The following is a 13,193-nucleotide window of genomic DNA, read 5'->3' as shown; positions in this document are numbered from 1 at the left end:
GGACGACGCGGCGTGTCGCGATGAACCAGGGTTCCATCCACAGCCTGGAACCCGCGCGATCACGCCAGCCGCTGCTCCCAGGCAAGCGCGTGGCGCACGATGGTCTCGAGATCGTCGTAACGCGGCGTCCAGCCGAGCGCGCTGCGGGCGCGTGCATTCGAGGCCACCAGCGCCGCGGGATCGCCGGCGCGGCGGCCCTTGATGCGGACCGGAAAGTCCACGCCCGAGACGCGCTTCACCACCTCGATCACGTCGAGCACCGAATAGCCCGACGCGTAGCCGATGTTGCAGGTGATGCTCGCACCGCCGGCGCGCAGATAGCGCAGCGCGTCGAGATGCGCGGCGACGAGGTCGCTGACGTGCACGTAGTCACGGATGCAGGAGCCGTCGGCGGTCGGATAGTCGGTGCCGAACACGTCGATGCCGTCGCGCTTGCCGAGCGCGGCCTGCACGGCGATCTTGATCAGATGCGTCGCATTGGGCGTGGATTGCCCGGTGCGGCCTTCCGGGTCGGCGCCGGCGACGTTGAAGTAGCGCAGCGCCGCGTAGCTCAGCGGATGCGCGCGGGCGACGTCGCCGAGCATCCACTCCACCATCAGCTTGGAACGGCCGTACGGATTGATCGGCTGTGTCGGCTGATCCTCGGCGATCGGCGTGCGGTCCGGCTCGCCATAGACCGCGGCGGTCGACGAGAACACGAAATGCGGCACGCCGCGCTGCACCGCGCAGTCGATCAGTGTGCGGGCGTTGGCGGTGTTGTTGCGATAGTAATCGAGCGGCCGCGCGACGGAGTCCGGCACCACGATGCTGGCCGCGAAATGCACGATCGCGCCGATCGGATAGCGATCCATCACCTCGCCGAGCAACGCCGCATCGCCGGCAGAGCCCTGGAACAGCGGCACGCCATCGGGAATCGCCTCGCGCCGTCCGGTGGAGAGATCGTCGATCACCAGCGGCCGCTCGCCCGCGGCCTGCAGCGCCAGCACCATGTGGCTGCCGATATAGCCGGCGCCGCCGGTGACGAGGATGTAGCTCTCCATCTGGGCTTTCCGTAGCTTGCGCCGCGCCGTCAGGGTGGCGCGTTGCTCTGGAACCGGACGCGACTGCTCGCAATTGCCACGCCCCAGGTCAAGCCGATTAGCAAGAAATAATGCCGCCAGTGGTCGGTATCGATAATGAAGCTCTCCAGCAGGGTCACGATCATGGTCGAGACGATCACGATGTAGGTGCGCTGCCACGGCGTGCGGACGAAGACGTTGCGCAGCCCGTAGGCGGCGGTGATGAACACCAGCGCCGGATACAGGATGCCGCTGATCCAGCCGCCGGACATGAAGGCGTTGAGGAACGAGTTGTGGGTGTCCTCGGGGAAGAACCGGCGGAACTGTAGGGGCCCGATGCCGGTCGGATAGTCGAGCGCCATCGCGGCGCCGAGCAGATGCCGGCCGAAGCGGCCGAACCGGCCGCTGTCATAAGGCTGCGACAGGCTGGCGCGCTCCTTGAACAGCGCGTCGATCTGGTCGAACGACAACAGCACCGCGAGCGCCGCGATCAGCAGCACGCCGGCCAGCATCGCCAGCAGCACGATGCGCAGGCGCCGGTGCTGCGTCGGCGCGGTGACGAACATCAGCGCGACCATCAGCACCGAGGCGCCGGCCAGCGTGCCCCAGGCGGCGCGCGAGAAGGCGAGGAACACCGCCAGCGCGATGATGCCGAACGCGATCGCGTTGCGCACCGCGCTCCAGAACGAGCCCTCGATCACCCGCTGCAGCGCGTAGATCGCCGGAAAGATCAGGAACGCGCCGAGCACGTTGGGATCCTTGAACGTGCCGCGCGCGCGGCCGGCGAATGTGAGCAGGTCGCCGCCGCCCGGGATCAGGTTGAAATAGCCGGCGATGCCGGCCAGCGCCGCGATCAGGCCGCCCACCAGATAGCCGTTGGCGATCGCGTCGATCCGCGCGCTGGTGTCCTCGAGCGCCACCAGCGCGAAGAACATCGCGGTGATCGCCATGTACCACGAGGTCAGCAGCCAGTTCAGGATCAGCGGGTCGTCGAGCAGCGTCGAGGCGCCGATGGTGTAGCCGAATTCGACGCCGATCAGCAGCCCGATCGGAATGATCAGCGCCGGCGTGATCCGCAGCCCGGTCGCCATGAACAGCAGCAGCGACAGCAGCACGGCGAATTCATAGGGGCTCGGCTCGATGAACACGATCGCGCCGCTGGCGCCGACGAACCACAGCAGCGCGAGCTGCAGGCTGCGCAACCGGGGCGCCGTGCTCGAAGGGGCCGCGATGGCAAAGTCCGTCATGCTGCAACCTTGCGTCGCCGGCAGAAACGTTTCGTTAACCGTGTCGCGCCGGGCGCGAGAAGGCCTGCGCTCGTCCGGCACGTCGCCGGCGCGGAGATCCGCGACGCGCCGAGTGTAGGAAAGCGGGATTAACGCTGGCTTATCGGTGGCCCGCCGGCATCGGCGGTCCGGGTTCGTCGGCCTTTACCACATCCGCCGCATTGGCATGAAGCCGCGGCGGAACGGCGCTATAGCCACACTGAGATGTCAGGTGCGGAGACGATGATGATCAGCAAGCGTGCGTTTCTCTGTTCGGCGGCGGGCGCGGCCGCTGCGTTGTTCGGCGCGCGGGCCATGCCGGCTTTCGCCGAGGTTTCGAACTATCCGGCTCGTCCGGTGCGCTGGATCGTGCCCTATGCGGCGGGCGGCGCCACCGACGTGCTGTCGCGGATGGTGTGCCAGAATCTGACCGAGAAGCTCGGCCAGCCCTTCGTGGTCGAGAACAAGCCGGGCGCCGGCAGCACCATCGGCACGCAGGCGGTGATCAATTCGCCGGCCGACGGCTACACGCTGCTGCTGACCAGCACGGCGAACGCCATCAATGCCTCGTTCGATCGCACATTGCCGTTCGATTTCGCCAAGAGCATTGCGCCGGTCGCCGGGCTCGCCCGCATTCCGCTGGTGCTGGTGGTGAACAACGATCTGCCGGTCAAGACCGTCGCCGAGTTCATCGCCTACGCCAAGGCCAATCCCGGCAAGATCAGCGTCGGCTCGTCGGGCATCGGCACGTCGCTGCATCTGTCGGGCGAATTGTTCAAGTCGCTGGCCGGCGTCAATCTCGTGCACGTGCCGTATCGCGGCTCGGCGCCAGGGCTGACCGACCTGATGTCGGGCCAGATCCAGGCGATGTTCGACAATGTGACGTCGTCGTTCGAACTGGTGAATGCCGGCAAGATCCGCGCGCTCGGCGTCACCATGCGCGAACGCTCGGCTGTGCTGCCGGATGTTCCGCCGATCGGCGAGACGCTTGCCGGCTACGACACCAGTTCGTTCTACGGCGTCGGCGCGCCGCATGGTACGCCGCCGGACGTGATCGACCGGCTGAACCTGGCGATCAATGCGGCGCTCGACGATGTGGTCATCAAGCAACGCATCGCCGAGCTCGGCGCGATCCCGCTGCACGGCGATGCGGCGCAGTTCGGCGCGATGATGCGGGCCGAGACCGAAAGCTGGCGCAAGATCGTCGAGGCCTCGCAGGTGCATAAAGAAGGCTGAGGCTGCCCGGAGCCGCGGCTCCGCCGGTCCGGCTTGCAATTGGCCCGAGCGGCTCCGATATTTCGTGTTCCGCCCGTTGTGCTGAACAGGAGATGCCGGATGCCTTCCTTGCCCGAATGGAATGTGCCGGCCGCGATCCGGCCGCGCGCCGCGGATTTTCCGTTCGATCTCGACCGCGCTTTGTCGGCGGTGGTCGGTCTGCATGCGATCATTCCGCCGGACGCCTTCACGGCCAATACGCTCGGCACTGAGCGCGCCGGCAATGCGGTGCTGATCGACGACGGGTTGCTGCTGACCATCGGCTATCTGATCACCGAGGCCGAGACGGTGTGGCTGCATCTCGGCGACGGCCGCGTCGTCGAAGGCCATGCGCTCGGCTTCGATCAGGACAGCGGCTTCGGCCTGGTGCAGGCGCTCGGCGCCATCGATCTGCCGCCGCTGAAGCTCGGCAATTCGGCAGCGGCGAAGACCGGCGACCGCGTGATCATCGGCGGGGTCGGCGGGCGCACGCGCTCGGTGGCGGGACGGATCGCGGCGCGGCAGGAGTTCGCCGGCTATTGGGAGTATCTGCTCGACGACGCGATCTTCACAGAGCCGTCGCATCCGAACTGGGGCGGCACCGCGCTGCTGTCCGCGACCGGCGAGCTGATCGGCATCGGCTCGCTGCAGATCGAGCGCAGCGGCAGCGACGAGCACTACAACATGATGGTGCCGATCGATCTGCTCAAGCCTGTGCTCGGCGATCTGCGCACCATCGGCCGGGTCGACAAGCCGGCGCGGCCGTGGCTCGGCCTGTATTCGACCGAGATCGAGGACAAGATCGTGGTGGTCGGCATTGCGCCGAAAGGCCCGGCGGCGCGCGCCGAGCTGAAGACCGGCGACGTCATCCTCGCGGTCGGCGGCGAGAAGGTGACGACCGAAGCGGCGTTCTATCGCAAGCTCTGGTCGCTCGGCAGCGCCGGCGTCGAGGTCCCGCTGACGCTCTTCAGCGGCGGCGCCACTTTCGACGTCGTCGTGCACTCCGCCGATCGCGCGAAGTTCCTGAAGGGGCCGAGATTGCATTGAGCGAGCGGTCGGCGGTGGGGCAGAGGGCGACCGATCTCGGCTATCGGCTTGTGACTTGTGAATCCTGGCTTTCGGCTTGGCCGACAGCGCCGACCCCAAGTACATCGTCATTGCCGGGCTTGACCCGGCAATCCATCCGCTTCGCAAGAAGCGACTTGCTCTAGGCGCGCTGGCGCGCGCGATGGATACGCGGGTCAGGCCCGCGTATGACGGACCATAGCTCGGGGAGCGGTTCGTTCCGCGCTACGCCCGCGTTACTTCCCTGGGATCTTGTCGTCGATGCCCTTCACGTAGAAATCCATGCCGCGTACCTGGCCGTCGTCGAGGTGGTCGCCGCCTTTGCATTCGACCTCCTTGCCTTCCTGATCGACCACCGGGCAGGCGAACGGCTTGATGCTGCCCTCGACGATCCCGGCCTCGGTATCGGCTGCGAGCGTCTTGACGTCGTCGGGCATGTTGGTGAAGGGCGCCATCACGATCATCTTGTCCTTCAGGCCCTCCCAGGTGTCGCTGCTCTGCCAGGTGTTGTCGAGCACGGCCTGGACGCGCGAGACGTAATAGGGCGCCCAGTTGTCGACGATGGCGGTGAGCTGCGCCTTCGGGCCGAGCTTGATCAGGTCCGAATCCTGCCCGAAGGCGCGCGCGCCGCGCTGGTTGGCGACCTGCATGGCCGCGGCGCTGCCGGTGTTCTGCAGGATCACGTCGGCGCCCTGGCCGAGCAGCGCCTTGGCGGCCTCGGCTTCCTTGCCGGGATTGAACCAGGTATTCACCCAGACGATCTTCACCTTGATGTCCGGGTTGATCTTCTGCGCGGCCAGCAGCGTGGCGTTGATGCCGGAGATCACTTCGGGCGTCGGGAACGGCGCGATGTAGCCGAGCACGCCGGTCTTCGACACCTTGGCGGCGATCGTGCCCTGCACGGCGCGGCCTTCGTAGAACCGGCCCGAATAGGTCGCGACGTTCTTCTCGCGTTTGTAGCCGGTGGCGTGTTCGAATTTCACGTCGGGATATTTCTTGGCCAGCTTCAGCACGGCGTCCATGTAGCCGAACGAGGTGGCGAAGATCAGCTTGTTGCCGGCGCGCGCCAGCTGTTCGATGGTGCGCTCGGCGTCGGCGTCGCCGACATTGTCGAGCACGGTCGCCTCGACCCTGTCGCCGAATTCCTTGACGACCGCCTGGCGCGCCTGATCGTGCTGATAGGTCCAGCCATAATCGCCGACCGGGCCGCTGTAGACGAAACCGATCTTGAGCCTGGCGGGCTTGTCCTGGGCGGCGGCGCCCGACAGCCCCGCGCATCCCGCCAGCAGCAGCGCCGCCGTCACCATCGCCTTCGTCATCAAGCCCTCTCCGCTCACGTGCTGGATTCGATCGTTCGCCGCGCCCGGCCGGTTCGGCGCCGGACTCTTCCGGTGCGGCCCGGTCGCCGCGCCCGGCAGATCAGCACCAACACCAGCATCATGGCAAGATCGCGCGCCGCGACAATGCGGCCTGCGGACGACCGCGTCGCGACCGACGCGTCATCCGATCGTTGACTTCACCGGCCTCGTCGAAAGTTGTAATCAGGGCCGCGGCAGAAACAGGAAAAGCCATGGCTGTCCGATTGATCCTGATCTGGCTGGTGCTCGCCGCGGCCTCGGGGTGGGCCGCGTGGTACTGGGCCCGCGCGCCGCGCCGCGCGCTCTGGGTTCGGATCGCGGTGGCTGCCGTCCTGCTGGGGCTGTTCGCCGCCTCGTTCCTGACCTATGGGGCCAATCTCGAAAAGAACCTCGGCTCGGTGATCCTGTATTTTCTAGTGTGGGGCTCGGTGTTCGGCCTCTCGGCCGCCTGCGCGGGCACCATCCTGGGCACGCTGATCGCGCTGCTGATCGGCTGAGGCGGATCAGCCGCTGCCGTTGCGCTGCGGCTCGCGCTGTGCTGCGATCCGTTCCGGCCAGGATCGAGCCGAGGAGACAGCGATGGCGCCCCCGACATCCGCAGCGACCACAATGATTGCGGCGGAGCCCGCGCCGATCGGCCTCGACTGGGCGTCCACGGCGCTGTTGATCATCGACATGCAGCGCGACTTTCTCGAGCCGGGCGGTTTCGGCGAAACGCTGGGCAACGACGTCTCGCAACTCGCGCGCGCGGTGCCGCCGATCGCCGCAGTACTGGCCGCGGCGCGGCGCATCGGGCTCCCGGTGATCCACACCCGCGAGGGCCATCTGCCCGATCTGTCGGATGCGCCGCCCGCCAAGGTCGCGCGCGGCGCGCCGAGCCTGCGGATCGGCGATCCAGGGCCGATGGGCCGCATCCTGATCCGCGGCGAGCCTGGACACGACATCGTGCCGGAGCTGTATCCGCGCGCGGACGAGATCGTCATCGACAAGCCGGGCAAGGGCGCGTTCTACGCCACCGAGCTTTCCGACGTGCTGCAGAAATACGGCATCGAGACGCTGCTGGTGTGCGGCGTCACCACCGAAGTCTGCGTCAACACCACGGTGCGTGAGGCGAATGACCGCGGCTATCGCTGTATCGTCATCGCCGACGGCTGCGCGTCGTACTTCCCGGAATTCCATGCCGCCGGGCTCGCGATGATCAAGGCGCAAGGCGGCATCTTCGGCTGGGTGGCGGAGTCGCCCGCCGTGCTCGCAGCGATGGCCGAGCAGGGCTGAGCCCGCAGGGACACACTCACGCGCCGATCACCGCGTATTGAGGAAACCCGATCCAACCATGCGCCGTTGTGGCTTTCGGCGCTTTGCACTGAAAGGGATTCCCGATGATATCGACCTCCGCCACGCGGCTGCTGTCCGCCGCCGTACTGTTCGGCTCGCTCGGGCTGACATCGACGGCTAGCTGGGCCGAAGGCGCATTCGACGGGCTGGCCGGCTATTGGAACGGCAGCGGCCGGGTGCAGCTGTCCGACGGTTCGACCGAACGCATCCGCTGCCGCGCCTCTTATGCGGTCGCCGGTGGCGGTCATTTGTTGCAGCAGACGTTGGTCTGCGCCAGCGACAGCGCGCGGTTCGACATCACCAGTCATGTCGAGGAGAACGGCGGACGGATCACCGGCAGCTGGAGCGAGGCGACGCGCAACGCCAACGGCCAGGTCTCCGGCACCGCGCGTGGTGGCCGCATCGATGCGCAGGTCGGCGGCCCGGGCTTCGCGGCCTCGCTCTCGGTCGCGACCCGCGGCTCGACGCAATCCGTCACCATCGTGCCGCAGGGCACCGACGTGCGCAACGTCTCGGTATCGCTGAAGAAGCGCTGAGGCGAGGTCACAGTGACACGACGCATTGCCGCGTAGTTTACTGCTCTCTTCAGGGACAGCACCGCTATCACCATCGTCATGCCCGGGCTTGTCCCGGGCATTTGCGTGCAGCGCTCGCCACAAGCGCATCCTCATCGCGCGGAGGCGCGTAGCGCGGTCTCGGCTCATGAGAGCCATGGTCCGATCTTTCGAGGCGCCCGGCTTTGCCGGCTTCTCGCGATGATGAGCCAGTGAAATGTGGAAGGCGAAACAGCCCAACTTGCACGGTGCTGATCTCGCTTCATGACATTTCGGACAGATCCCTCGCGCCGTGCGCGTAGTCGGGCGCGTCCTGTGCGCGATCGGCGTTAGTCTGTTGCCAAAGATTAATTCCCCAAACAGCTCGGCGTAATGTCGGCCGTCTATATTCCAGCGAGTAGTTCACGCCCCGTTCATCCCGCCCAGGAGCCTCGCCATGGATCACGACAAGACGGACCGCAACGATATCGACTACACGCCGAAGACGGATGCGCAGCTGCGCCGGATCATGAAGCCGCGCCGTTTCGCGCTGCTCGCCTCCGCCGCCGCGCTGAGCGCCGCGCTGGTCACCGGCGGATACATGACGCACGAATTTCCGTCCTTCACCTCGCCGGCGCACGCCGCCGAGGCGGCGTCGCCCTCCGGCGCGCCGGCCGGCTTCGGCGATCTCGTCAGCAAGGTGAAGCCCGCGGTGATTTCGGTGCGCGTCAAGATCGACGAAGACAGCCGCACCACGCCGCTGATCCGCAACGACGACAGCGACGACCAGATGCAGGGCATGCCGTTCCAGCAATTCGAGCGCCAGTTCGGCTTCCGCGGCGGTCCGGACGGCATGCCGAAGCGCCACGAAACGATTACCGGCGAAGGCTCCGGCTTCTTCATCTCGCCGGACGGCTACGCGGTGACCAACAATCACGTCGTCGATCACACCAAGTCGGTGCAGGTCACGACCGATGACGGCACCGTGTACACCGCCAAGGTGGTCGGTACCGACAAGAAGACCGACCTGGCGCTGATCAAGGTGGAGGGCGCCAAGACCGATTTCACCTACGTCAAGTTCGCCGACAAGCCGGCGCGGGTCGGCGATTGGGTCGTCGCGGTCGGCAACCCGTTCGGCCTCGGCGGCACGGTGACGGCCGGTATCGTCTCGGCGCGCGGCCGCGACATCGGCTCGGGTCCCTATGACGACTACGTGCAGATCGACGCACCGATCAACAAGGGCAATTCCGGCGGTCCGGCGTTCGACACCAGTGGCAACGTCATCGGCGTCAACACCGCGATCTACTCGCCGTCTGGCGGCTCGGTCGGCATCGGCTTCGACATCCCGGCCGCGACCGCCAAGCTGGTGATCGCACAGCTCAAGGACAAGGGCAGCGTCACCCGCGGCTGGCTCGGCGTGCAGGTGCAGCCGGTGACGCCGGACATCGCCGACAGCATGGGCCTGAAGCAGGCGCGTGGTGCGTTGGTCGACAGCCCGCAAGAAGGCAGCCCGGCCGCCAAGGCCGGCATCACGGCGGGCGACGTGATCACCGCCGTCAATGGCGACGAGATCAAGGACTCGCGGTCGCTGGCGCGGACCATCAGCATGATGGCGCCGGGCACCTCGGTGAAGCTCGACGTGCTGCACAAGGGCGAGGCCAAGACCATGACGCTCAGTCTGGCGGAGATGCCCAACGACACCCAGAAGGTGGCGAGCAACGATCAGTCGTCGCAGAGCGAGGGCCGGCCTTATCTCGGCGTCCGCGTCGCGCCGGCCGCTGAGGTCGAAGGCTCCGGCCAGAAGGGCGTCGTCGTCACCAGCGTCGATCCGGACGGTCCGGCGGCCGATCGCGGCGTACGTACCGGCGACGTCATCCTCGACGTCGCGGGCAAGGCGGTGTCGACTTCCGGCGACGTCCGCGACGCGCTGAAGCAGGCCAGCGAGAGCGGCCGCAAGACTGTGCTGATGCGGGTGAAGAGCGCCGACGCAGCCGCCCGCTTCGTCGCGGTGCCGATCGCCAAGGGCTGAGCGTCCGCTCTTCATCTGAGATTGATTGGTGCACTCCAAAGGGCGGCCCCAGGGCCGCCCTTTTCGTTGTCCGCATCATCGGTCCTGCACGGCGGTGCAACCGGTGCTGCGGCGAGGCGTTAGTTTGTTGACAGGCCTGCGGAGCAGTTCGTTCAGCCTTACCTCGCACGATTTCTCGGAAGGACATCGCCATGACGACCCGCACAGCAAGCACCGTGGTGGTGACAGGCGCCAGCGCCGGCGTCGGCCGGGCCGTCGCGGTGGCGTTCGGACGACTAGGCTGGCAGGTCGCGCTGCTGGCACGCGGTGCGGAGGGGCTGGAGAGCACGCGGCGCGAGATCGAAGCGGCGGGCGGCCGCGCGCTGCCGATCGTCGCGGATGTCGGCGACGCCGCTGCGGTGTTCGCCGCGGCCGAACGGATCGAGCGCGAGCTCGGCCCCATCGATGTCTGGATCAACAACGCGATGGTGACGGTCTACGGCGCCAGCGTCGACATCACCCCGGAGGAGTTCGCCCAGGTGACGCGCGTGACCTATCTCGGCCAGGTGCACGGCACGCTGGCGGCGCTGCGCCATATGCGTCCGCGCAACAGCGGCGCAATCATCTCGATCGGCTCGGCGCTGGCCTATCGGTCGATCCCGTTCCAGGCGCCGTATTGCGCCGCCAAGTCGGCGACCCGCGGCTTCATCGACTCGCTGCGCAGCGAACTGAGGCACGAGAACAGCGCCGTCACGCTGACCATGGTGCATCTGCCGGCGGTGAACACGCCGCAATTCGATTGGGCGCGCAACAAGTTCGACCGCAAGCTCGCGCCGGTGCGGCCGATCGTGCAGCCGGAGCCGATCGCCGCCGCGGTCGTTCGCGCCGCGTTCGAGCGGCCGCGCGAATATTGGGTCGGGCCGTCCGCCGTCAAGGCGATCGTCGCGCAGATGCTGGTGCCGTCGGTGGCCGACCGGCTGCTGGCGCGGGCAGGGATCGAGAACGAGACCACCGACGAACCCGCCGATCCCGCAGCACCGGACAATCTGTACCAGGCCGGCCGCGGCGATCCCGGCGCGCATGGCCGGTTCGATCGCGAATCCAGCCACCATGCCGTCCCGTTCAATCCGGCGTGGCTGCGGGCCGGTGCCGCGCTCGGGCTCGTGGCCGGCGCTGCGCTGATCTGGCGGGTCGCGCGCGCTGATCGAGATCGGCGGTCACTGATGACGCGCATGTAGGTCCCGAAAGCGGAACTACTCGTTTGGTACGCGAGCGTGCGCATCGGCTGGACGGATTGTCGCTCCGGGCAAATCTCCGGAACCTCGCCCATGCGGGCCGGTTAACTCCCCTGAAAGCGACGCAATCAACAAGGAGACACGAATGAAGATGTCACGCACGATGCCCGTCATGGCGCTGATCGCCGGCTCGCTGGCAGTCGCGACGGTTCCGGCTTCGGCGGCTCCGCTGATGGGCGGCTCGGCGCCCGCGGCCGCGAAGGCCAACATCGAGCAGGTGCAGTACCGCCACGGTTGGCACGGCCACCGCGGCTATGGCTATGGTCACCGCGGCTATTACGGGCACCGCCATGGCGGTTGGGGCGCCGGCGCGGCGATCGGCGGCCTCGCCGCGGGTGCGATCATCGGCGGCGCGATTGCCAACAGCCAGGCTCAGGCGGCGGCGCAGAATGACGCGGTAGCGTACTGCTCGCAGCGGTTCCGGACCTACGACCCGGCTTCGGGAACCTACATCGCCAAGGGTGGCGTGCGGCGCTCCTGCCCGTAAGCCTGCCTCATTGGAATGCGAAAGCCGCGTGGCACTGCCACGCGGCTTTCGTTTGCGAGTTTTCGTTGCGAGGGACCGGTCGCGACTCGATCAGTCAGCCAGTTCCTCGTCGCCGTCGGCATTGCGGCGGTCGACGAAGTACTTGATGGCGGCGATCAGTACCACGAAGGTGGCGATCCAGACGATCCGCGCGCCGTAGCGATCGTGCGGGCCGGAGATGATGCCGCAGATCATCGCGTTGCCGAGCAGGGCGGTGGCGACGAAGCCGGCGAGCAGCGAGACGTCGTCGAGTTCGCGCCGCGCCAGCGCACGGCCGAGGATCGCAAGTAGCAGCACCATCGAGCCCAGCGCCACCGGCACGTGCACCCAGTTCACCGCGTTGAAGTTGATGTCCCAGTGCTGCTGCCGGGCCGCGCGCATCGCCGGCACCTGGTTGGGCATGTAGCGTTCGATGATGCCGTATGTGTGCGGGATCCAACCGTTGGTGCCTTCGCCGGTGCCGACATGCACCAGTTGATCCCAGGTCGCCTTGGCGGCGGCCTTGGCCTGCATCCACGGATAAGCGGAAACCGCCTGCCGCGAGATGAATTCCATCTCGTCGCTCAGCCCCTCGAAGCGGCCGAGCTTGTCGAACATGTTGTTGCCGCCCCACAGGAAGTCGTCGCCGGTCGGCGGCAGCTCGTTCTTGTAGGGGCAGAGCTTGAGCTTCACGGTGGCGCAGTGGTCGTCGAGATAGCGCTTGATGATGCCGTCCTGCAGCATCCGACCGAACGCCACGCTGGAGCCGCCCGGCGTCCACGCCACCGTGCCGGACAGCGCGTAGTTGGTGGCGAGCAGCAGCAGCGAGCCGGCGATCACCGTGGCGCTGCCCTGCAGCAGGCCGGCGGCGCTGAGCCGGCCGCGCAGGAACGGCAGCAGCAGCCAGCCGGCGGCACACAGCCCGGTCAGCACACCGACGGTCGCGCTGTGGGTGGCGGCCGAGAAGGTGGTGAAGACGAACAACAGGATTTTTTCGACAGCCGACGTGCGGTCGCGGCACGCCACCAGCAGAAACAGCGTCAGCACCGACAGGCCGGCGAAGATGTCGGTCAGCAGCATGCTGGTGATCCACGGCAGCGCCGTGGTGGCGACCAGCGCGACGCCGACCGCGGCGAGCCAGAACGGGCGGGTGATGTTGAAGACCCGCAGCGTCAGTTGCAGGATCCACAACGTCACGATCGCCTGGAAGCCGAGATTGATCCAGAACTGCGAGCTCTCGCCGAAGTGCAGATACAGCCCGTAGGTCGTCGACCGGCTCGGTACCAGATACCCTTCGTACCAGCGCGCGAGGTATCCGCCGGTGTCGTATTGGAGTAGCGGGTAGCCGTTCCACAGCGCGGGGGCGAGCAGCAGCAGCGGCAGCGCGAACAGCGCGACCCGGGCCGACAGCGAGCGGCGCGACTGCGCGGCGAGAACCTTGGCTTGAGCGGAAGTGTCCATGTCGAGGGGTCTTGTCAGCCGTTGGTTGCTGCGATCGCTCGGCTGGATATGGCGGG

Annotated in this window: 12 protein-coding genes; 8 read left to right on the top strand and 4 right to left on the bottom strand. The window is 67.3% G+C overall.

Going from position 1 to position 13,193, the window contains the following annotated elements:
• Nucleotides 1-59: 59 nt before the first annotated feature.
• The gene (gene galE / locus IP86_RS27205) at nucleotides 60-1,040 is read right to left on the bottom strand and encodes a UDP-glucose 4-epimerase GalE (protein WP_054165579.1); all 981 of its coding nucleotides are present in this window, start codon (nucleotides 1,038-1,040) and stop codon (nucleotides 60-62) included.
• Between the two features lie 29 nt (nucleotides 1,041-1,069).
• Entirely contained in the window at nucleotides 1,070-2,305 is a 1,236-nt protein-coding gene (locus tag IP86_RS27200; protein WP_054165578.1) for an O-antigen ligase family protein, read from the bottom strand.
• A 264-nt stretch (nucleotides 2,306-2,569) separates the two neighbouring features.
• Here IP86_RS27200 and IP86_RS27195 point away from each other — a divergent pair, with 264 nt between their 5' ends.
• Together IP86_RS27195 and IP86_RS27190 are read left to right on the top strand one after the other, a co-directional pair.
• Nucleotides 2,570-3,559: a Bug family tripartite tricarboxylate transporter substrate binding protein gene (locus IP86_RS27195; protein ID WP_054165609.1), complete on the top strand. Its 990-nt coding sequence runs from the start codon at nucleotides 2,570-2,572 to the stop codon at nucleotides 3,557-3,559.
• A 99-nt stretch (nucleotides 3,560-3,658) separates the two neighbouring features.
• Nucleotides 3,659-4,624 (top strand): S1C family serine protease, encoded by a 966-nt coding sequence (locus IP86_RS27190; RefSeq protein WP_054165577.1) that lies wholly within the window; start codon nucleotides 3,659-3,661, stop codon nucleotides 4,622-4,624.
• A 254-nt stretch (nucleotides 4,625-4,878) separates the two neighbouring features.
• Here IP86_RS27190 and IP86_RS27185 read toward each other — a convergent pair whose 3' ends face one another.
• Nucleotides 4,879-5,961, bottom strand: coding sequence for a BMP family ABC transporter substrate-binding protein (locus tag IP86_RS27185; protein ID WP_054165576.1), 1,083 nt, complete (start codon nucleotides 5,959-5,961; stop codon nucleotides 4,879-4,881).
• Nucleotides 5,962-6,212: 251 nt separating this feature from the next.
• Here IP86_RS27185 and IP86_RS27180 point away from each other — a divergent pair, with 251 nt between their 5' ends.
• The 6 genes from IP86_RS27180 (at nucleotide 6,213) to IP86_RS27155 (ending at nucleotide 11,658) form a co-directional block, all read left to right on the top strand.
• Nucleotides 6,213-6,497 (top strand): hypothetical protein, encoded by a 285-nt coding sequence (locus IP86_RS27180; RefSeq protein WP_054165575.1) that lies wholly within the window; start codon nucleotides 6,213-6,215, stop codon nucleotides 6,495-6,497.
• An 82-nt stretch (nucleotides 6,498-6,579) separates the two neighbouring features.
• Nucleotides 6,580-7,275, top strand: coding sequence for a cysteine hydrolase family protein (locus IP86_RS27175; RefSeq protein WP_054165574.1), 696 nt, complete (start codon nucleotides 6,580-6,582; stop codon nucleotides 7,273-7,275).
• Between the two features lie 104 nt (nucleotides 7,276-7,379).
• Complete coding sequence (locus IP86_RS27170; protein ID WP_054165573.1) at nucleotides 7,380-7,871, top strand: hypothetical protein; 492 nt, start codon at nucleotides 7,380-7,382, stop codon at nucleotides 7,869-7,871.
• Between the two features lie 454 nt (nucleotides 7,872-8,325).
• Complete coding sequence (locus IP86_RS27165) at nucleotides 8,326-9,897, top strand: Do family serine endopeptidase (protein WP_054165572.1); 1,572 nt, start codon at nucleotides 8,326-8,328, stop codon at nucleotides 9,895-9,897.
• Nucleotides 9,898-10,088: 191 nt separating this feature from the next.
• The gene (locus tag IP86_RS27160; protein ID WP_054165571.1) at nucleotides 10,089-11,114 is read left to right on the top strand and encodes an SDR family oxidoreductase; all 1,026 of its coding nucleotides are present in this window, start codon (nucleotides 10,089-10,091) and stop codon (nucleotides 11,112-11,114) included.
• Nucleotides 11,115-11,256: 142 nt separating this feature from the next.
• Nucleotides 11,257-11,658, top strand: a complete 402-nt coding sequence (locus IP86_RS27155; RefSeq protein ID WP_054165570.1) for a BA14K family protein — start codon at nucleotides 11,257-11,259, stop codon at nucleotides 11,656-11,658.
• Between the two features lie 90 nt (nucleotides 11,659-11,748).
• Here IP86_RS27155 and IP86_RS27150 read toward each other — a convergent pair whose 3' ends face one another.
• Nucleotides 11,749-13,137, bottom strand: coding sequence for a hypothetical protein (locus tag IP86_RS27150; protein WP_054165569.1), 1,389 nt, complete (start codon nucleotides 13,135-13,137; stop codon nucleotides 11,749-11,751).
• Between the last annotated feature and the right edge of the window lie 56 nt (nucleotides 13,138-13,193).

Origin of the sequence: Rhodopseudomonas sp. AAP120 (assembly GCF_001295845.1) — a bacterium.
Taxonomy (GTDB): domain Bacteria; phylum Pseudomonadota; class Alphaproteobacteria; order Rhizobiales; family Xanthobacteraceae; genus Rhodopseudomonas.
The sequence above is the reverse complement of the archived record's forward strand: the minus strand, read 5'-3'. Positions and strand labels throughout refer to the sequence as shown.